The following is a 19,769-nucleotide window of genomic DNA, read 5'->3' on the forward strand; positions in this document are numbered from 1 at the left end:
GTGCTCGACGGGTTAACTCCCCGGGAGGTAATCTCTGGTGTTATCCATGATGCAATGACCGCCTGACCCTACCAGGCCATTTTTGTCATAAACGCAGTCAGTAACTTGGATTGGCCCGCCGCCGCCAACCATAAACGCAGTTGCTAAGGCGGAAACACAAAAACCCTCGGCCCGGAAAAACCTGGCCGAGGGTTCTACTTGGGGTGACTGACGGGACTCGAACCCGCGACACCCAGGATCACAACCTGGTGCTCTACCAACTGAACTACAGTCACCATTACCGCATTAAAGGAGCTGTATTCTCAGCTCATCTCTGCAGCGAACTATATGGTAGCCCACAGTGGGCTGGAAACAAAAACAGCAGGTCAACCCGGATAAATTTGGGAAAGGGTGGGGTTTGGGTCGTCGTAAAGCGAGCTAGCCGCGAATCTCACCGTACTTTTCCGTCGATTCCTTGCTTGCGGCAGAAATAGCGTCGCCTTCGGGGCCGGGGTGGGGCAGAAGCATGGCGCGGCGGTAGTAGTCCAGCTCGCGGATCGACTCCTTGATATCTGCAAGAGCTCGGTGAGCGAGACCCTTTTCTGGAGCGCCCTTGAGGACCTGGGGGTACCAGCGGCGGGCAAGTTCCTTGAAGGAAGAGACATCAATCATGCGGTAGTGCAGGTGCTGGTCGAGCTCTGGCATGTAGCGGTGGATGAACTTGCGGTCGGAGGCAATCGAGTTGCCTGCCAGTGGGGCGGTGCGCGGCTCGGGAACCCACTGACGGATGTAGTCCAAAACAGCCTGTTCGGCGTCGGCGACATTAGTCTTGCTGTCGCGAATTTCCTGATCCAGGCCGGACTTCGCATGCATCTTGGTGACGAAATCATCCATCTGCGCCAATTCGGTCTCGGACGCGTGCACGACGATGTCCACGCCTTCCCCGAGGACGTTGAGGTTGGCATCGGTGACGAGAGCCGCGATTTCGACAATGACGTGGCGCTCGGGTTCGAGGCCCGTCATCTCACAGTCAATCCACACGATGCGGTCGAGCTCAGGGGAGAGCTGGAGGTCGGGATCGGGCTGAGCCATGATTTCACCTTTCGCTGAGATTCGGCATGATTCTGCAGTGCGCCTTATTTTGTGCCCGGACTGGGCTGTGGGGCACACGCTGACTACGCCCAGCTTAGCGATGTGGATTGTGCTGTGGTCGGGCGTGTGGATTGCCGTGTGGTTTGTGGAGCGAATTGTGGGGGAAACGAAATTAACTGGAAAGTAAGATCTTAGAATTGGACAACGGGGCATGAACTAAATCGACCTATTTGCCTGATAAAATTACTTCTGAGTTCGGATTCCAACGGGAGAAATAGTTACATGGATGAGACGAGGCGTGTTGGCGACGCTGCTCAAAGCACCACTGCGGCACAGAAACCATCCGTCGATGATGTCATCATTGCCGCTGCGCGCGAAAGCGTAATGACTGTGGGCTTGCGTAGGACTTCGATTGCAGAAATTGCTCGCAAGGCAGGAGTTTCGCGTCCGACCGTATATCGTCGATACGCTGACATTGGTGAGCTTCTGGGGGAAGTGACCAACCGCGAAATCCTGCACATGCTTGAGGGGCTCCGCTATGTCCCTGGCGATTCGCGCGCTCGCATGTTGCTGCGTATTCGAATCGTCGTTCAACGCATCATCGAAAGTGACTTTTTCCCTGGCCTGGTCAAGACAGATCCCGACCGTGTCTTAGAAGCGCTCACTGGAGAGATGAGCGATACACAGCTGGAAATTGTGGAGAAATTCATTCTCCCCGGTGTCCGTCACGGGCAGGAAGACGGCACTATTCGCGAGCACGATCCATATCTGCTGGCGCGCAACATTTACCGTCTGATTCAGACGATGGTGCTGGTGTGGCGCCCGGATGGCAAGGACGCGACGCTAGACAAGGAATCTGTCGAAGAGGTCGTCGACATGGTTGACCGCTACTTGCGCCCGGATCCTGCGGATAACAAGAAGAACTAAGAAGTAAAAACCCGCCTGCATCTGGTATAAAACCAGTTCAAGACGGGGGTAGAAAACGCGCCCCCAGAAGGATTCGAACCCTCGACCAATCGGGTAGAAGCCGACTGCTCTGTCCACTGAGCTATGGAGGCTAGCTAAGAAAAGCATTGTAGCGTCTCTAATGTAGCCAATCACAACCGGTTCTGTTCTAGGGACTTTGGTCGCTAAGCTTAGGGCTATGACTGCCACGACCAAGGCCGAGACCTCTCCGCCTGTTAGCAAGGATAAGAAAGTCCGTAAATCTGCTGGTTGGTACGTTGTTTTTGTACTTATCGGCGGCGTTCTAGCTGGTTTGCTCTCGATGGCGTTCAACATGGATTCGCGCGCCACGTTGGGTATTCCCGATCCCGGCACAATCACCACCTTCGGGTTCCCGTTCGCGAAGGCGGCCGGTGAGCTGCTCGCCTGCCTCGGTGTCGGTTCGTTTATGCTCGCCGCTTTCGGTACGAAGCAGCGTGCCGACGGCACTTTGGGCCTCGACGGCTACACGGCATCCCGCACGGGTATGTGGGCCATGCTCGGCTGGGGCCTCATGGCGCTGATGGAGATTCCGCTGGTGCTCTCCGATGTGTCGGGCCAGCCGCTGTCGACGACGATTCAGCTGAGTAACTGGGCTGTGTCGTTGGAGCAGACCAAGGAGGGCTTGGCGTGGCTGTGGGTAGCTATTTTTGCGGGCATTGTGGCGCTTGGTTCATCGCTGACTCGTAAGTGGATTTGGCAGCCGGTGTTCTTCGCCATCAGCTTGGTGTCGATGATGCCGCTGGCGGTTGTAAGCCACAATGCCTCCGGTGGTGCCCATGACTACGGCACTAACTCCTACATCTGGCACTTGACCTTCACTGTGTTTTGGGTCGGCGGTTTGATGGCGCTGGTTGGCCACGCGCGTCGTCGCGGTGAATGGATGCCAGAGGTAGTGAAGCGCTATTCTTTCGTGGCGTTGGTGGCTTTCATCGCCATGTCTGCCTCCGGCTTCATTAACGCAGCCATCAACATTGACTGGTCTGACCTGGTCAGCAACAACTACGGCATCATGGTGCTGGTCAAGGCCGTTCTCACTATCTTGCTGGGCCTATGCGGCTATGTGCACCGCAAGATCACCATTCCGGAGATTGAGCGCGCTCAGTCGAATCGTCCATTCTGGCGTCTGGCCATTGTCGAGGTCATCATCATGGCGCTGACAATCGGCGTTGCCGTAGCTCTGGGCCGTACTCCGCCGCCACCGAATTTCTCTGAGCAGGCCGGCGGTGAGGGCCTGCCGTCGATTACGCAGATGCAGGTCAAGCTAGGTTACAACCTGGAGATCCCATTCGGTTGGGAGGCCATGTTCACGCAGTGGCGCTTTGACATCTTCTTCGGCTCTGCCGCCATCATTGCCGCGTGGATTTACTTGTACTGGCTCTACTTGCTGAAGAAGCGCGGCGGTACCTGGCCGCTGTCCAACACCCTGTGGTGGCTCGCCGGCTGTGCCACGCTGCTGTTTACTTCGTGCAGCGCGCTGGGCGTGTACATGCCGGCTCTGTTCTCGGTTCACATGATCGCCCACATGCTTTACTCCATGGGCATTCCGGTCATGCTGGTCCTGGGCGGCCCAGTTACGCTCGCGCTGCGTGCGCTGAAGCCGGCCGGCCGCGATGGTCTGCCTGGTATTCGTGAGTGGCTGGTGGTCTTCATCAACAACCCGGTGTCGCGTTTCCTCACGCACCCGGTTGTGGCAACGGTGCAGTTCGTCGCGGGCTTTTACCTGCTCTACATGACACCGATTTACGACTTCCTGGCTGATGAGCACGCGGGCCACGTGTTCATGAACATCCACTTCTTGATCTCCGGTTACATCTTCTACTGGGTCATTATCGGTGTCGATGCTGCACCACAGCAGATTGAGCCGTCGGTCAAGCTGGTCACGCTGATGGGGTCGTTGCCGTTCCACGCTTGGTTCGGTATTTCGCTGATGCAGTCGCAGCAGGTGCTTGCCGAGACCTACTACGCCAGCCTGGATCTCCCTTGGGCAGTGAATCTCCTGGAAGATCAGAACGTTGGTGGTGCCGTCGCGTGGGCTGCCGGTGAGGTTCCGCTCTACATCGTCACCGTTGCGCTGTTTGTACAGTGGCGGCGTTCCGATGAAAAGGATGCAGCCCGCTACGACCGCGTCGCGGACCGCAACAATGATGAGGAGTTGGCCGCTTACAACGAAATGCTCGCTCGCATGAGCCAGCAGGTCGGTGTTGGCGGCGAGGATGAGCGCGATTACTACACCTCGGAGGTTGACGCGCAGCATCCGGTGCACATGGATAATCCGATTGATGCCTCGAAGAGGCGCGGAAGGTAGCGTCGTTAAGCTGATTTTGCATGCTTGACGACGAGGATTGCCGCGACTTCGCCCCTCAACTTCATACGTAGCCTGTGGATAGTTGTCTTTTCGACAAACTTATCCACAGGCTTTTTATGTACCTCTTTCATTTGTTTCTCGAAGCCGGAAAAGTAATTGGCACGGCACGAATGAGACACCTTCGAATTATTCGGCCGCAGTAGGTAAACGCTTTCTTTGGGGGAGGAGCCCGATGTCTGAGGCAGTTATTACCGTGGTGGGCAATGTGGTCCATCATGTGGAAAATCGAAATACCAATTCTGGGGCAAAGGTCTGCAAGTTTTCTGTGGCATCCAGCAAGTCATGGAAGGGGGAGAATGGTTGGGAGCAGTCGGAGACGTCATATTTTGATGTTGAATGTTGGGGCAAGCTCGCCGAGAACGTGAATAACACGGTGTGGAAGGGCCAAGCCGTCATTGTCCACGGTCACGTTCGTACGGATCGCTGGGAGGGCGATGATGGTACGAAGCATCAGCGCCAGAAGATCATTGCTAAGGCGGTAGGTCCGAATCTGCGCCGTCACCTGGCAACGGTGAAGACTATGACTGAGAAGCCGCATGAGTCGCCGACTGGTCTTGGTGAGTCATCGACTGGGGATTCGGAAGCTTCGGTTACTGAGACAGTTGCGTCTCAGGCCGGGGCCGTGCGCACCTTCACTGCTAGTACGGGCGGCGCTGGTGAGGCGGGGAACACAGGTGCAGCTAGTTCGGAGCAGCGAGAAATGGCTGATGCAGGAGTCAGTGCGCCGTTCTAACCCAGGAGCCAGTACATCGTTGTAGAGCGGAATGAGGGGGAGCCGCTGAAAGAGCGGAAAGAGGGGAGGGGTAATTACTGCACGTGAGGTGACGCTGCTGAGAAAGGGGAGGGATCGCATACGATTCGGCAGCGTTATCTCGCAGCTAGTTTTGCTAGGAGCCTGGCAGAGATTTTGGTGGGAAAGGATTGCGGGTACGCCCATGTAGATTGTGCCTTTTGGTTCCTATGCGTAACCTCTACAGGGATTGCTTATTTCCTTTCTACGAGGGGACGAAATTCCACCATGGGTGAGTTCATCTACCAGATGAAAAACGTGCGCAAGGCGCACGGCGATAAGGTTATTCTCGACAACGTCACCATGGCGTTTTACCCGGGCGCAAAGATCGGCGTGGTCGGTCCGAACGGCGCAGGTAAGTCGTCGATTCTGAAGATTATGGCTGGCCTTGATCAGCCGAGTAACGGTGAAGCTTTCCTGGAGCCGGGCGCCACTGTCGGCATCCTGCTGCAGGAGCCTCCGCTGAATGAGGAGAAGACCGTTCGCGGCAACGTCGAGGAGGGCCTCGGCGACATCTTCGAGAAGAAGGCTCGTTTTGAAGCCATCGCCGAGGAGATGGCCACCAATTACACCGACGAGCTCATGGAAGAAATGGGCAAGCTCCAGGAGGAGCTCGACGCCGCTGATGCTTGGGAGCTGGATTCCAAGATTGAGCAGGCAATGGATGCGCTTCGCTGCCCGCCGGCGGACGAGCCGGTTACTCACCTCTCCGGTGGTGAGCGTCGTCGTGTAGCACTGGCAAAGCTGCTGCTCTCCGAGCCGGACCTGCTGCTTCTCGACGAGCCGACTAACCACCTGGACGCCGAGTCTGTGCTGTGGCTCGAGCAGCACCTGGCTAAGTACCCGGGCGCTGTCCTGGCCGTGACTCACGACCGTTACTTCCTGGATCACGTCGCTGGCTGGATTTGTGAGGTCGACCGCGGCAAGCTCTACCCGTACGAGGGCAATTACTCGACTTACCTGGAGAAGAAGGCTGAGCGCCTTGAGGTTGCAGGTAAGAAGGACGCCAAGCTGCAGAAGCGCCTGAAGGATGAGCTGGCGTGGGTCCGCTCGGGGCAGAAGGCTCGCCAGGCCAAGAACAAGGCCCGTCTGGAGCGCTACGAGCAGATGGTGGAGGAAGCCGAGCAGTACAAGAAGCTCGACTTCGAAGAAATTCAGATTCCGACCCCGCCGCGCCTGGGTAACCAGGTTGTTGAGGTCAAGGACCTGGAGAAGGGCTTTGATGGCCGCGTCCTGATTAAGGACCTGTCGTTCACCCTGCCGCGTAACGGCATCGTCGGTGTGATTGGCCCGAACGGTGTGGGTAAGTCCACCCTGTTCAAGACCATCGTGGGTCTGGAGCAGCCGGATTCCGGTGAGGTCAAGGTCGGTCAGACTGTTCAGCTCAGCTACGTTGACCAGGGTCGTGAAAACATCGATCCGGAAAAGACCGTCTGGGAGGTTGTCTCTGATGGTCTCGACTACATCGTGGTCGGCCAGAACGAGATGCCGTCTCGTGCGTACCTGTCTGCATTCGGTTTCAAGGGTGCGGACCAGCAGAAGCCGTCGAAGGTTCTCTCCGGTGGTGAGCGCAACCGTCTGAACCTCGCGCTGACCCTGAAGCAGGGCGGTAACCTGATCCTCCTGGATGAGCCGACTAACGACCTTGACGTCGAAACCCTGTCTTCGCTGGAAAACGCACTGCAGAACTTCCCGGGCTGTGCCGTGGTCATTTCCCACGACCGTTGGTTCCTGGACCGCACCTGTACCCACATCCTCGCATGGGAAGGCAACTTCGAAGAGGGCAAGTGGTTCTGGTTCGAGGGCAACTTCGAGGGCTACGAGAAGAACAAGATTGAGCGTTACGGCGAGGAGGCTGCACGCCCGTCGCGCGTCACGCACCGTCGCCTGACCCGATAATCTGTTTCGCGCGAATCTGATTTTTGCCAACGGCAAAGTCCGGAACCTTGTGGACTGGCTCGCACCAGTGCACAGGTCCCGGGCTTTCGCGTATTCGCAGGCTCGTAGCTCCAGAAAACGCCTATAGTTCTGGGTATGACTGAATCAGCACCATTTCGTACCAACGTCGCTATCCGCTGGTCTGATTTCGATCAGTATGGCCACGCCAACAACACCGCTTTCCTGGAATACGCCCAGCAGGCTCGTCTGGACTTTGTGATGCGCGGTCTCGGCGGCGGGGCAGGGATGCCTGCGGCAGTGGTGCGTCGCCTGGAGATTGACTACGTCCGCGCTATTTTGCCGGACACCCAGGAAGTTGTGGTTGAGACCGAGATCATCAACTTCGGTCGCACCTCTTTCACACTTCGCCAGACAATCTCCGACCAGCATGATCACATCGTTGCTGTGCTCGAAACCGTGATGGTGATGTTTGATCTCAAGACTGCGAAGGCAGTCGAGCTCTCCCCGTCTGCCCGCCGTGAACTGGAGCGTTTTGCAGCTCCCGCAATCGAAGACAACAAGGAAGACCAGGACAAGTAATTCGCCGTGACCACTTCTCATCCCGCTGCCGAGCTGACCTTCGGCACTCCCGATGCCCTGAAGAACCTGGGCGTCCTGGCCCATAAGGCCTACGCCCTCGACGAGAGCACGTTGCTACGCATCCGAGTACGTAAGACCGCCGCCGCTGGTATCAGTTCCTCGTCCGCGCCTAACGCTGCGCCCGCAATGTCGCAGGTATGGGTGAAGACCCCAATCGGCCCGCTCGCCATGCGCACGATTGCGCTGCACGCGCTTCCCGACGACATCATCGTCACCGCCGCGGAGATTAAAGACATCGCAGTGCGTGCCTTTGCGCAGGCAAAAACTGCTGAGGACGGAGAGGAGAAAGAAGCTTCGCTCACCGCGATGCCATACCGCGTGCATGCGCAGTCGGCGTCCTCCTGGCCGGGATTCCTGCCAGTGCCGGAAGGATGGCAGGTTGTCGACTATGTTCCAGCCACTGCCTTCCGGACTCTCGAGAAGCAGGGGCGCGCGGTCGCCGTCGAATCTTCCGGCCCGATGGGCATGCCACCGTCTCTGCTGGACCAAAAGGTTCTCACTGTCAGCGGCGGTACCGGTGAAGCCACTGTTGATACAGGGGAAGGGCAGTCGCAGGAGACGTCGAAAAGCGTGGTGGACGTGACCATGCGGGACGTGTTTGCGCTGTGCACGATGGGCTTTATCCCGGAGCAACCGGATGAAAAAGAGCCGGTGCGCGTGTCCACAAAGGGACGGTGGCACCGGCTGGATGGGCGGTTTGGCTCGATCTTTACGCTCGAGTCCTTTGGCGTGCTGCCGCTGCTGAACTAGCGGCGCAGGGCCTAATTCCTACTGCGCGTCGAAGCGGTTGATGAGCATGTCAGCAACCTGCACCATGTGGTTCCACATGGCTTCGCGCTGGGGGCGGGGGAGCTCGTCATCGGAAATGTCTGCGAGTGAGGCACTCATGATCTCCAGCCAGCGGTCGCGTTCGGCTTCGCCGATGGAAAACGGCATGTGGCGCATGCGCAGGCGCGGATGACCACGCTGTTCGCTGTACGAACGCGGCCCGCCCCAGTACTGGACGAGGAACATGCGGAGTCGATCCTCGGCGCCCTCCCAGTCATCGCTGGGGTACATCGGGCCGATGAGGTCATCGGAACGCATGCGCGTGTAAAAACCATGGACGATGCGATTGAAGACATCCTCGCCGCCGACGGAGTCAAAGAGCGTCTGAGCAGTTGTCATGGCACCAAGTCTATCGACTTGATGCCACGAAAACGATAACGGCCAAAGTGCCGGCCGAAATCACTTGTTACTTCGCGTCGAACTCGCGGGCGCGAAGAGCGAGCTTCACCAGGAACTGCTGCTCAGAGATGATGCGCTTGACCGGCGATGCAGTCTCGTCGCTGTCGAGCAGACGTTGAGCGGCTGCAATTGCCTCATCACTGATCTCCCAGGTGGGGTAGAAGCCCTCGAGCAGCGTCTGTGCCGTCTCGGATGAGAACTGCTTCCACCAGCTGTTGGCAACAGCGAAGAAGTGCTCCGACAGTGAGGTTGCCGACTGCTCCGCGTTGATGGTGGCGCGGGAGTCGTCGTCAAGCGCCTGCGCGAGCACTGCACCCGAGCCCGGCGCGTTGAAGCCGGCCAGCAGGTGGCGAATGACAAGGTTCGATGGGGCGTCGTCGCCGGAGACAGTCGCCTCAGCCCAGACGCGGGACTTGTTGGCGAGCGTCGGCACGGAGGCGCGGCAGGCGATGGCGGCCTGTGCGCCGAGTGCTGAATTGTCGGTCTTTTCAAGCTCTGCGATGGCCTCCTCGCCTTCGAGACCAGCGGAAACCAGAGCCTTCAAGGCGCGCCACTGCATGTCGGTGTCGACAGTGACAGCGGGGAAGCCAGCCTTGTCGGCGTCGCCGGCGTAGATGGCGCGCAGTGCGTCGGCGACGTCGCTATTCGACGAGCCCACGGTAGCCAGAGCGTTAACGAAAACCAGGGCGCGGTCGGCGTCGGTTTCCTTCTTCGCGTAGTCCAACAGACCCTGAGCCAGCAGATCGCGGCCGGTGGACTCGGCCCACTGAGGATCGGCGTAGACGTTGACGGCGCTGACCGCCTGAGCGATGACGCGCTCCAAGACGGAGAGCTTATCCTCGCCCGGGATGCCGCGAAGCACCAGGTTGACGAAGTCGCGAGCGCGCATCTGGCCTGCGCGAACCATCTGCCAGGTGGCGGACCAGCACAGTGTGCGCGCCATCGAATCGGTGAAAGCGCCGATGTTGTCGATGACGGTGGCAAGCGAGCCTTCGTCCAGGCGAATCATGCTGTAGGTGAGGTCGTCGTCGTTAACCAGCACGACGTCGCCAACTGGTGTGTCGACCAGCTCTGGGACTTCGGTGCGTGCACCACGGACGTCGATTTCCACGCGCTTGGTGCGCTCGAGTACGGCATCCGATCCGGTGCCGCGCAGGTTGTAGATGCCCACGGCGACTCGGTGGTCACGGAGTTCACCAGCACCCGGCTCGGCACCTTCCTGCGTGACTGCGAAGGAAGTGTACTTGCCGTCCTCTTGCTGGAACTCCGGTGCCAAAGTGGTGATGCCGGTGGTGGTCAGCCACTGATCGGCCCAGCCGGACAGATCGCGTCCCGAGGCCTCGGAGAGCGCCTCCAAAAGGTCCGCGAAGGTGGCGTTGCCAAAGCGGTGGCGGGCAAAGTGAAGGCGGGCACCGGCGAGGAAAGCATCCTGACCAACGTAGGCGGCCAGCTGTTTGAGCGTGGATGCGCCCTTGGCGTAGGTGATGCCGTCGAAGTTCTGCTCGACGGTGTCAATGTCGCTGGCATCGGCGGCAATCGGGTGCGTCGACGGTAGCTGATCCTGCTTGTAGGCCCAGGCCTTCTCTACGTTGGCGAAGGTGGTCCAGGCGTGGCTGTAATCGGAAACTTCGACCTGAGCGGCGGCGGCCGACCAGGTGGCGAAGGACTCATTGAGCCAGAGGTCATCCCACCACTGCATGGTGACCAAATCACCGAACCACATGTGAGCCATCTCGTGCAGGATGGTGTCGTTGCGGCGTTCGTAGAGGTAGTGAGTGGGCTTGGAGCGGAAGACGTACTCGTCGCGGATGGTCACACAGCCGGCGTTTTCCATCGCGCCCATGTTGTACTCCGGGCAGAAGATCTGGTCGTACTTACCGAACGGGTAGGGCTCACCGAAATGCTTGGCGTAGAAGTCGAAGCCTTCCTTGGTTTCCTTGAACAAGGTGTCGGCATCGAGGTACTCGGCGATGGACTGGCGGCAGTAGAGCCCCAGCGGAATGGTCAGCTCGCCATCCGGCTGGTGCTCGGCAGGGGTCTCCGGGTGCGGTGCGACAGTGCCGGTCCACGAGTCAGTGACCTCGTGCCACGGGCCCGCACAGACTGCGACGAGATACGTCGACAGCGGAACATCCACCGAGAAGTCGAAGGTATCGGCCTCATTGCCGTGGACATCGGTGGTGGCGCCGGTCTTGGCCACCGAGTTGGAAACAACCTTCCAACCCTTCGGTGCCACGACGTGGATTGAGTACGTCGCCTTCAAATCCGGCTGGTCAAAGCAGGCGAACACGCGCTTGGCATCGGCAGTTTCAAACTGCGAGTACAGGTATGTTTCGCCGTCGGCAGGATCCTGGAACCGGTGAATGCCCTGGCCGTTGTTGGTGTAACGGCAGTCCGCGTCGATAACGACGGTGTGGTCGCCTTCGGTCAGGTCCACGTTAATACCGGTCTCGCTGGCATAACGAGCGGCCTCCGTGGCATCGACACCGTCGATGGTCACACTCTTAACAACCGCATCACGCAGGTCAATAAAGGTGGAACCAGCGCGCTTCGCCGTCAGAGAAATTGTGGTCTTGGAAGCGAATGTTGGTGCGCTGTGCGGCGCGCCAACAGGTGCGGTAGTGAGGTCGAGAGAGATGTCGTAGTGGGACACCTCGAGCATGGCCGCACGGTCGGCGGCTTCGGTCCTGGTTAGGTTCGTGGAAGTCATGCGACAAGTGTAACCACGACCCCGGATTGGAGTCAGACTCCGATTATGCGCGGAATGCATGAATGCGAGCCAAAAAATTCCGCCCTATAGTCGTTGATAAGTCAATCAATGCTTTAGGAGGACTTTCACATGAGCAATCGAGACAAGGTCACTTTCTACTTCGACGTTTCCTGCCCGTTTTGCTGGGTGACATCCCGCTGGATTAAGGAAGTCGAAAAGGTCCGCGACATCGAGGTCGAGTGGAAGCCGATGAGCCTGTCGGTACTCAATGAAGGCCGCGACGAGCTGCCGGAAGAGTACAAGTTCATGATGCAGTGCAACTGGACCCCGGCACGCCTGTTTAATGCAGTGTTCTCCCAGGATGGTCAGGAGGCTGTCGACAAGCTCTACACCGCGCTGGGCACGAAGATTCACAACGAAAACCGCATCGATCGCCACGCGCATGTCGACGAGCCGGAGCACGCATTCGACGAACTGATTAAGGAAGCCCTCGCAGAGGTTGGACTGCCGGAAGAGCGCCTGGCACAGGCCCTGACTACCGAGTTCGATGAGCTCATGCGTGAAAACCACGCAGAGGCCATGAAGGAGGTCGGCAACGACGTCGGCACTCCGGTGGTCAAGCTCAACGACGTTGCCTTCTTCGGTCCGGTGCTTACCCGTATCCCACGCGGCGAAGAAGCCGGCAAGATTTTCGACGGCTCGGTTGCCGTCGCCAGCTATCCGTATTTCTTCGAAATTAAGCGCTCTCGCACTGAGGATCCGCGCTTCGACTAAGAAACCTGTAGCAGCTGGGGCATGCGGCTAAGAAACCTGAGCGGCCCCAGCTTCGGCATTCTGCCCGGTGGAGGCCTGCCGTTCTTCTTCGCTCATGGCAGCCCACCGTGGCGGGATGTAGATGCATGTCGGATCGGATGCCGTGTAATCCCCGGTCAAAGCGTAAGCAGTCGAGCGGGATCCACCGCATACGCTGTGGTATTCACAGACGCTGCACTTGCCGTGCCAATTATCAGGATCGCGGAGAGCCTTAAAAGCCGGCGAGTTGGAATAAATCTCTTGGAAGGGTGTTGCCTTTACATTACCGCAGTGCAACGGCAGGAAACCATTGGGGTAGACGTCGCCGATGTGGTCAATGAAGGCAAAACCTGACCCGGAATTGACGGCCATGGGGGAGCGCGGTCGGCGTGGCTTTTCCGGTTCAGCGCCGAGCAGCTTTGTCGTTTCCTCGGTCAAGTAGCGGTAGAGCGCGCCGCCCTCATAGGATGGCAGACCCTTTTCCTTTGCTTCCTCCTGCTGCATGACAACGCGCCGATACTGCGGCGCCTCCGTCGTCTTAATGGCAATTCGGTTGGACACATCCGATAGCCAGTGCAGAACATCCTCGCGTTCCTCTGGTGACAATGCGCCCAAATCTGCGCCGCGACCAGTGGGAACGAGGAAAAAGACGTACCACATCTTGGCTTGCATCTCCATGACGGTCTTCAGCAGCGCTGGTGCCTCATGGATATTTCCCTTAGTCAGGGTCGAGTTGATCTGCAGCCGGTAACCGGCCTCGTTGATGTGCGGAGCCATTTCAAGCGTCTTTTCAAAAGTCCCCGAAAACCCGCGGAACTTATCATGGGTCTGGGCGGTCGCGCCATCGAGCGACATCGACATCGCCTTACCTCCGGCCTCACGCAGCGACTGAATCCGTTCCGGCGTCAACCGCGGAGTCACCGACGGAGACAGCGACATATTCAAACCGTGCTCTGTGCCGAATCGCACCAATTCTTCTAGGTCATCGCGCTCAAAAGGATCGCCGCCGGTGAGCACCACAAGCGGCTTCGGCTTGCTATACGACGCCAAGGTCTCCAGCAGCATCTTGCCCTCGGCGGTCGAAAGCTGGTGAGGATGCGGCTCGTGCTGTGCATCTGCACGGCAGTGCTTGCAGACCAAGCCACAAGCCCGTGTGACCTCCCAAATGACAATAAATGGCTTCTTATTGATGTCATGTCGAACCGTTCGCACCGCCGGTGCGTGATGATTCCCATGGGAGCCATGGGCTTCCGGATCGACTTGGAAGTGAGCTTGCGGCGCAGGAGACACGGTAAAAGCACCCAATTTCCGGTTTCGAAGACGTGCTGAGACGCAAATACAGTCACTTTTCACCCTATTCGGCTGCGCAGGGGGACGTCGTCAAGCACTACCTAAAACGGGTGCAGACGCCGTGGAATCCGTGGGAACCGCTAAACTTGCTGCCATGCGTATTTACCTTGGTGCAGACCACGCCGGTTTTGAAATGAAGAACCTGATTAAGGCCCACCTGGAGAAGGCTGGCCACGACGTCGTTGACTGCGGCGCTCACACTTACGACCCTGCAGATGACTACCCAGCATTCTGCATTGAGGCGGCTTCCCGTACCGTCGCCGATCCGGGCAGCCTGGGCATCGTGCTCGGCGGTTCCGGTAACGGCGAGCAGATCGCTGCTAACAAGGTCAAGGGCGCTCGTTGTGCGCTGGCTTGGTCGGTGGAGACCGCAAAGCTTGCCCGCGAGCACAACAATGCTCAGCTGATTGGCCTCGGCGGTCGTATGCACTCTGAAGAAGAGGCTCTGGCCATCGTCGATGCTTTCGTTTCCCAGCCGTGGAGCGAGGAGGAGCGCCACCAGCGCCGCATCGACATTCTTGCAGAGTACGAAAACACTGGCGTCGCCCCGGAGCTGCCGAAGGCTTAAGAGGCCACTGTTCTCCATCTGGGGGATAGGTATAGGAAAGGATAGGGGCTGTTTCCAGAATATTCTGGAAACAGCCCCTATCGTGTGCTTAGGCGGAGTAGGAATTGGCCTATGGCAAATCCGGAAGCACACCGCCGAGTAACTGTTGTACTGTTCCCCGGGTTCGAACTCTTAGACGTTTTTGGGCCGGTTGGCCTTTTTGGTCATGTCCCAGAGATTGAGGTCGAATATGTCGCCGACATTGCCGGTTCGATAACCAGCGCTCAGGGGGCGGAGGTTATCGCCACGCGCTGCACCGCTGAACTCGAGGCAGTCGATATTCTCCTGGTGCCCGGTGGAGCAGGGAGCAGAACACTAGTTGAGGATGCAGAGTTTTTGGACTGGCTTAAGCACATCGGGTCCCGGGCGCGGTTAGTGGCATCGGTCTGCACGGGGTCGGCACTGCTAGCTGCGGCTGGGCTACTTGAAGGAAAGCGGGCAACTAGTAATAAGTTGGCTTTTGATTGGGCTACCTCGTTCGGAAACGAAGTGACGTGGGTGAAAGCGGCTCGATGGGTTGAAGACGGAGATCGCTGGAGCTCATCAGGAGTCGCAGCAGGTATGGATATGGCTGTTGCTTTAATTAGCAGCATCCTTGGCAAGGAAGCTGGTCGATTCGCCGCCAGAAAAATTGAGTATCGGCCTCAGACAGACGGCACTGTCGATCCTTTTGCGGATTTAGCGAAATAGCGGCGCCGGGCTTTTTCTAAATATCGAAACCGTCGAATCCGCCGTCGAAAAATCCGCCGTCGCCGCCGCCGTCGCCGCCACCGAAGAGGCCGTCGAAGAAGCCTCCGCCGTCGCCTGCGTCACCGGCATCTGCACCGCCGCCACCGAAGTCGCCGCCAAGGTCATCTCCACCGAAATCGTCGCCACCGAAGTCTTCGGCTCCAAAGTCCTCGGTGCCGCCGAAGTCGTCAGCGCCGGTGCCCATGCCGCTGGCGAACTCATCAGCGCCGTAGGCAACACCGGCCATACCGTGGAAGAGGGTAGAGAACAGCAGCATCGAGCCTGCGGTCCAGACACCGGTGCGGAGCGCGGACTTCCACCAGGGCTCGGAGTACCAACCGGCCGGAACCGGACGGCCAGCGACACGACCACCGGGGTAGTAGTTCGGAGTTTCCGGGGTGGCGTATGGAGAGGCGGTAACCGAGTGGCCTTCGTGCTCAATGGTGCGAGTTTCGGTCACAGAACCAGCGGCCTTCTGACCCTCCAGCGGTGGCAGTGTCGGCCCCGCCGGCAGGCCCATAATTTCGCGAGCCGCATTGATGTAGTGCAGGCCCTCCAGCGCCGATTCGCGGGCCATTCGCGCCTGTGCCGGGGTGCGCGCAGTAGAAATCTGCGAGGAAGCGGCATTGTAGCGCTCGGATGCGTCAGCAAGAGCCTGCGTGGAAGCCGAATCGGTGCCAGCCAGGTTCAATACCTGTGAGCCCAGTCGCTCAATCCATCGGCGGGCGTCTGCGACGGCGTCTTCCAATTGATTGTTCTGGCGAGCATCAAAGGCCCTGTTTGAACGGTTTTGAGCCATCGACGCGATGATAATTGCGCCGCCGACGGTGATCGCGATCAGAATTAAAGCCCCCATGGGCTAGGCCTCCAAAAAGGAAATTGCGGGTACTGCTTGTAATTACTTGAGATAACGCATGTAGAGCGAAAAAAGTTCCCGAGCTTACATATCTGTCCGACAGATGTAGCTCGGGAACCAGGAAATGATTGGGTATGGGTAGGTATCTATGATTCGGCGGAGTCGGTGCTCTTGGTGCGGCTCTTCCGATTGGCGTGCCATGCGCGAACTTCTTCGGAATCCCACAGGGTCAACCCATGAAGCTTCGCGACGGGTTCAGGAGCCTTCTTGCGGCCAGCGTAGCTGGTGAAAGTGCCACGTGCGGTGCCGGAAAAAGCAGCGCATTCGACCGCGGTCCATAGTTCGTGTCCAGTATCGGCATCGATAATGGTGGGCTTCATGGTGCCCAGAGTACCCGTAGCACTGGATCCTGAACAGAGGTCAGAAGAATTTCTGGTCCCCGGACGTCGGCTCAGAAAGTAAAAACCGGGAGCAATGCGCCCGGTTGCGTGGAGGGGATGACGGGAATCGAACCCGCGTCTTCAGCTTAGAAGGCTGACAAGTGGGGTTCCTAACGTGATTTTTGATTTTTTTGGGGGGACATCGTCAACAACGGGCCGGGGCTCCGATTCGTTCCAGGGGGAGCGGATTTTTCGCGAACGATCCGGTTGCTCTACTCGGTTGCTTTACGACGACCCCGTCGACGCGCGAAACCCATAACATTTTGTTGGAAAACCAAAAACTAGGCGTGATGTGTGACATAGGATGTCGGCATGTCAACCAATGTGCCTGCCAATGACCGAACTCTCCATCCTCAGCCGCGCACGTCGCCGCTCGCGAAGCCGTTGCATCACGACGTCGATCTGCGGGGTCTGCTGATCGGCACGGCGTCGGCCGCCGGGCAGATCGAGGGGCGGTGACGAGAACAACGACTGGTTCGATTGGGCCCGCGAGCCCGGCAACATCGCCGATGGTTCGACCCCGCTGCGCGCCACCGACCACTGGAACCGGTGGCGGGAGGACAACGAGCTCATGGCGTCGCTGGGTCTGCCCATCGCTCGCATCGGCGTGGAGTGGGCGCGTATCGAACCGCGGCCGGGGGAGTTCGACCATGCGGTGCTGGATCGCTACCGTGAGGAGATTGCCGACCTGCGGGACAAGGGGATTCGTCCGCTGGTGACGCTCCATCACTTCGTCAATCCGCTCTGGTTCGCTCGGCGCGGCGGCTTCACCTCCGATGAATCGCCGGCGGCTTTCCTGCGCTATGCGGAGACGACCGTGCGGGCGCTCGACGACCTCGTCGACGAGTGGATCACCGTCAACGAGCCGAACGTGTACGCCACCCAGGCGCACATGTTCCGCTCGGGCCCGCCGGGCAACCGCTCGTGGGGCGACACGATGGCCGTGCTGCGCAACATGGCGGTGTCCCACATCCGCGGTTACGAGGTCATCCACGGCATCCAGGGGGATCGGGCGAAGGTCGGCATCGCCCACCACGCACGGGCGTTCGCGCCGCGCAATCCGCGCAACCCCATCCACCGCGGCCTGGCGCGGATCAATCGGCATCTGTTCCAGGACATCGTCGCCGACGCGCATCTGGCGGGGAAGTTCCATCCGCTGCTGGGCGGGGCGAAGGTCGGCCGCGGGTTGCCGTCGGGCCGCCACCACGACTTCCTGGGCCTGAACTACTACTCGCGCACGGCCGTCGACAAGTTCGACGACGGCACCTTCGTCGGGGCTCCGGTCAACGACCTCGGGTGGGAAATCCACCCCGAGGGCCTGGTCGAATGCGCCCGCGACCTGAACGAGCGTTTCGGCGGACCGGTCTGGATCACCGAAAACGGCACCTGCGATCTCGGCGATCTGGAGCTGTCGGTCGGTGGCGTGGACGCGGGCGTCGAAAAGCCGAATCCGGCCGGGGACTACGCCAACCCGGACGCCGGGGCTGCCGACCGCAGGCTGGAGTCGTTCCGGCCGCGGTTCATCCTGGAGCACCTGCGGGCCATCGCCGAGTCGGACGTGCCCATCGAGCGCTGGTACCACTGGTGCTTCGTGGACAACTGGGAATGGGCCGACGGCGAAGAGCCGCGATTCGGCATCGTCCACCTGGACTACGAGACGCAGGAACGGACGATGAAGCCGTCGGGCCACCTGCTGGCCGAGCTGGCCCGCACCGGGCGGATCACCCCGGAGCTGCACCGGCGCTACACCGCAGGCCGTCGTTACCCCGTCGCGGACGAACACACCGACCCCAACGTGCGGGCGCAGCCGCCGGAGCCGGATGGGGTGCAGGGATGAGCTCCTCCGAACACGCCGGCTCCTCCGAACGCGCCATCTCCGACGTCGGGCGTTTCACCGCCGACCCCGCCCAGCGCACGCCGGTGACCACCGGCTGGATCGTGCGGTACGGCCTGCTGTACCTGGGGCAGAACATCTCGTGGGCAGCGCCGACGCAGCTGTTGTTGGCGCAGCAGATCCTCATCTGGCATCCGGGGGAGAAGGAGGAGAAGTTCGCGCTCCTCATGGCGGTCGGCGGGTTCTTCTCCATCATCGGGCATCCGCTGGCCGGGTGGTTGTCGGACCGCACGGACACGCGCTGGGGCCGCCGCGCCCCGTGGATCCTCTTCGGCGGGCTGGCGGCGGCCGGGTCGCTGGTGTTCCTGGGCGCCGCGCCGGGCTTCATGGCGTTGACCATCGGGTGGGCGGTGTTCCAGCTGGCCATCGCGGCGTCAATCAACGCGGCCCAGGCGGTGGCGCCGGATACGGTGCCGGACAATCAGTACGGCGTGGTCTCGGGTGTGCTGGGGCTGACGTACACCCTCGGCGTGGTGCTGGGCACCGTCGTGGCCACGGTGTTCGACCTGGGGCTGGCGTACATCGTCACCGCGGCGCTGCTGCTGGTGCTCATCGGCCAGTTCCTGCCGGGCTTCCGCGACGTGTCCCGGGTGCGGTCGCAGGCGGCCGCATCTCCGGTGCTTGACGACGCCGGCGGGGACGCTGACGCCGTGGTGCCCGCCGTCGCCGAGGTGCCCGGAGGGCTCTACCGCGACTTCACGTGGGTGTTCATCGCCCGGTTCCTGGTGACCACGGGCAACTCGGTCGCGTTGTTCTACCTGTTCTATTACCTGCGCGATCACATCGGCCACCCCGATCCGGATGCCGGCGTGCTCGTCCTCACCGGCGCGTATGCCCTGTGCGTCATCGTCACCGCGATCCTGTCGGGCAAAGTGTCCGACAAGATGGGCAAGCGCCGGGTGTTCGTGGCGTTGTCGTCGATGGGCGTCGCCGGGGCCTGCGCGATCATGGCGTTCGCCGGGAGCTTCGCCATGGTCGTCGGCGCGGCGGTGCTGTTGGGTCTGTCGTGGGGCGTGTTCATGGCCGTCGATCAGGCCCTGATCAACCAGGTGCTGCCCAAGGCCGATGAGCGCGGGCGTGACGTGGGCGTCATGAACCTCGCCGTCGCCGGCCCGAACATGGCCGCCCCGGTGCTCGCCGCCTTCGCGTTGGCGAACCTCGGCGGGTACCCCGGCCTGTACGTTTTCGCGGGCGCGCTCACCGCCGTCGGTGCGGTGCTGGTGTACCGGGTGCGGTCCGTGCCCTGATCTCCGTGCGTTGAACAGCGTGCGGCCGGTGCCTTAATCTTCGTGCCTTGAACGGCGTGCGGTCGGCGTTACGGTTTGATACCGTTCGTTGCAGTCGATGAAAGGTGTTTATCCCCGTGCGCCCCACGAAGAAGTTGTCCCCCGCCGCATTCGGCGCAGCGTCCCC

Annotated in this window: 19 protein-coding genes and 2 tRNA genes; 13 read left to right on the forward strand and 8 right to left on the reverse strand. The window is 60.0% G+C overall.

What is annotated here, in order from left to right; all coding sequences use genetic code 11:
* Window positions 1-199 precede the first annotated feature (199 nt).
* Both QP977_RS09945 and orn read right to left on the reverse strand, forming a co-directional pair.
* A tRNA-His gene (locus QP977_RS09945) sits at window positions 200-275 on the reverse strand.
* 142 nt (window positions 276-417) lie between these two features.
* The gene (orn, locus tag QP977_RS09950) at window positions 418-1,071 is read right to left on the reverse strand and encodes an oligoribonuclease (protein WP_016422281.1); all 654 of its coding nucleotides are present in this window, start codon (window positions 1,069-1,071) and stop codon (window positions 418-420) included.
* Between orn and QP977_RS09955 the strand changes: the two genes are divergently transcribed.
* The gene (locus tag QP977_RS09955) at window positions 1,070-1,258 is read left to right on the forward strand and encodes a hypothetical protein (protein ID WP_042388509.1); all 189 of its coding nucleotides are present in this window, start codon (window positions 1,070-1,072) and stop codon (window positions 1,256-1,258) included. The two genes, orn and QP977_RS09955, sit on opposite strands and share 2 nt — an antisense overlap.
* A gap of 95 nt (window positions 1,259-1,353) precedes the next feature.
* Window positions 1,354-1,998, forward strand: a complete 645-nt coding sequence (locus tag QP977_RS09960; RefSeq protein ID WP_016422282.1) for a TetR/AcrR family transcriptional regulator — start codon at window positions 1,354-1,356, stop codon at window positions 1,996-1,998.
* 58 nt (window positions 1,999-2,056) lie between these two features.
* Here the strand turns inward: QP977_RS09960 and QP977_RS09965 are convergent.
* A tRNA-Arg gene (locus tag QP977_RS09965) sits at window positions 2,057-2,129 on the reverse strand.
* Window positions 2,130-2,215: 86 nt separating this feature from the next.
* Between QP977_RS09965 and QP977_RS09970 the strand changes: the two genes are divergently transcribed.
* From QP977_RS09970 to QP977_RS09990, 5 genes are all read left to right on the forward strand, one after another.
* Window positions 2,216-4,363 carry a bifunctional copper resistance protein CopD/cytochrome c oxidase assembly protein gene (locus tag QP977_RS09970; RefSeq protein WP_049170976.1) on the forward strand — a complete coding sequence of 716 codons (2,148 nt, stop codon included), beginning with the start codon at window positions 2,216-2,218 and terminating at the stop codon, window positions 4,361-4,363.
* A gap of 232 nt (window positions 4,364-4,595) precedes the next feature.
* Window positions 4,596-5,156, forward strand: a complete 561-nt coding sequence (locus QP977_RS09975; RefSeq protein WP_049170979.1) for a single-stranded DNA-binding protein — start codon at window positions 4,596-4,598, stop codon at window positions 5,154-5,156.
* Between the two features lie 285 nt (window positions 5,157-5,441).
* The gene (gene ettA, locus QP977_RS09980) at window positions 5,442-7,112 is read left to right on the forward strand and encodes an energy-dependent translational throttle protein EttA (RefSeq protein WP_016422285.1); all 1,671 of its coding nucleotides are present in this window, start codon (window positions 5,442-5,444) and stop codon (window positions 7,110-7,112) included.
* A 135-nt stretch (window positions 7,113-7,247) separates the two neighbouring features.
* Window positions 7,248-7,691, forward strand: a complete 444-nt coding sequence (locus QP977_RS09985) for an acyl-CoA thioesterase (RefSeq protein ID WP_016422286.1) — start codon at window positions 7,248-7,250, stop codon at window positions 7,689-7,691.
* A gap of 6 nt (window positions 7,692-7,697) precedes the next feature.
* Window positions 7,698-8,501 (forward strand): DUF8185 domain-containing protein, encoded by an 804-nt coding sequence (locus tag QP977_RS09990; RefSeq protein ID WP_049189871.1) that lies wholly within the window; start codon window positions 7,698-7,700, stop codon window positions 8,499-8,501.
* 18 nt (window positions 8,502-8,519) lie between these two features.
* Here the strand turns inward: QP977_RS09990 and QP977_RS09995 are convergent, their stop codons facing one another.
* Window positions 8,520-8,918 carry a globin gene (locus QP977_RS09995; protein ID WP_049193747.1) on the reverse strand — a complete coding sequence of 133 codons (399 nt, stop codon included), beginning with the start codon at window positions 8,916-8,918 and terminating at the stop codon, window positions 8,520-8,522.
* A 67-nt stretch (window positions 8,919-8,985) separates the two neighbouring features.
* Window positions 8,986-11,688, reverse strand: coding sequence for an aminopeptidase N (pepN, locus tag QP977_RS10000; protein ID WP_284847275.1), 2,703 nt, complete (start codon window positions 11,686-11,688; stop codon window positions 8,986-8,988).
* A 129-nt stretch (window positions 11,689-11,817) separates the two neighbouring features.
* Between pepN and QP977_RS10005 the strand changes: the two genes are divergently transcribed.
* Window positions 11,818-12,462 (forward strand): mycothiol-dependent nitroreductase Rv2466c family protein, encoded by a 645-nt coding sequence (locus tag QP977_RS10005; RefSeq protein WP_016422291.1) that lies wholly within the window; start codon window positions 11,818-11,820, stop codon window positions 12,460-12,462.
* 27 nt (window positions 12,463-12,489) lie between these two features.
* Here QP977_RS10005 and QP977_RS10010 read toward each other — a convergent pair whose 3' ends face one another.
* Complete coding sequence (locus tag QP977_RS10010) at window positions 12,490-13,692, reverse strand: TIGR04053 family radical SAM/SPASM domain-containing protein (RefSeq protein WP_070827903.1); 1,203 nt, start codon at window positions 13,690-13,692, stop codon at window positions 12,490-12,492.
* Between the two features lie 232 nt (window positions 13,693-13,924).
* Here QP977_RS10010 and QP977_RS10015 point away from each other — a divergent pair, with 232 nt between their 5' ends.
* Together QP977_RS10015 and QP977_RS10020 are read left to right on the forward strand one after the other, a co-directional pair.
* On the forward strand, window positions 13,925-14,398 hold the full coding sequence (locus QP977_RS10015; protein WP_070857118.1) for a ribose-5-phosphate isomerase: 474 nt from the start codon (window positions 13,925-13,927) through the stop codon (window positions 14,396-14,398).
* Between the two features lie 111 nt (window positions 14,399-14,509).
* Entirely contained in the window at window positions 14,510-15,127 is a 618-nt protein-coding gene (locus QP977_RS10020; RefSeq protein WP_147719139.1) for a DJ-1/PfpI family protein, read from the forward strand.
* Between the two features lie 16 nt (window positions 15,128-15,143).
* Here QP977_RS10020 and QP977_RS10025 read toward each other — a convergent pair whose 3' ends face one another.
* Window positions 15,144-16,022 carry a DUF1542 domain-containing protein gene (locus QP977_RS10025; protein WP_284847276.1) on the reverse strand — a complete coding sequence of 293 codons (879 nt, stop codon included), beginning with the start codon at window positions 16,020-16,022 and terminating at the stop codon, window positions 15,144-15,146.
* Between the two features lie 146 nt (window positions 16,023-16,168).
* The gene (locus tag QP977_RS10030) at window positions 16,169-16,402 is read right to left on the reverse strand and encodes a hypothetical protein (protein ID WP_048734899.1); all 234 of its coding nucleotides are present in this window, start codon (window positions 16,400-16,402) and stop codon (window positions 16,169-16,171) included.
* A gap of 372 nt (window positions 16,403-16,774) precedes the next feature.
* On the opposite strand from QP977_RS10030, the gene QP977_RS10035 reads away from it, so the two are divergent.
* Genes QP977_RS10035 through QP977_RS10045 form a run of 3 tightly spaced genes read left to right on the forward strand, consistent with a single transcriptional unit; the run spans window position 16,775 to window position 19,603 of the window.
* The gene (locus tag QP977_RS10035) at window positions 16,775-16,921 is read left to right on the forward strand and encodes a hypothetical protein (protein WP_242451370.1); all 147 of its coding nucleotides are present in this window, start codon (window positions 16,775-16,777) and stop codon (window positions 16,919-16,921) included.
* Window positions 16,922-16,964: 43 nt separating this feature from the next.
* Window positions 16,965-18,299 carry a glycoside hydrolase family 1 protein gene (locus tag QP977_RS10040; protein ID WP_242458658.1) on the forward strand — a complete coding sequence of 445 codons (1,335 nt, stop codon included), beginning with the start codon at window positions 16,965-16,967 and terminating at the stop codon, window positions 18,297-18,299.
* Window positions 18,296-19,603 carry an MFS transporter gene (locus QP977_RS10045; RefSeq protein ID WP_016422298.1) on the forward strand — a complete coding sequence of 436 codons (1,308 nt, stop codon included), beginning with the start codon at window positions 18,296-18,298 and terminating at the stop codon, window positions 19,601-19,603. Before QP977_RS10040 ends, QP977_RS10045 begins: the two co-directional genes overlap by 4 nt.
* Window positions 19,604-19,769: the final 166 nt, after the last annotated feature.

Origin of the sequence: Corynebacterium sp. MSK012 (assembly GCF_030232435.1) — a bacterium.
Lineage (GTDB): Bacteria > Actinomycetota > Actinomycetes > Mycobacteriales > Mycobacteriaceae > Corynebacterium > Corynebacterium jeikeium_D.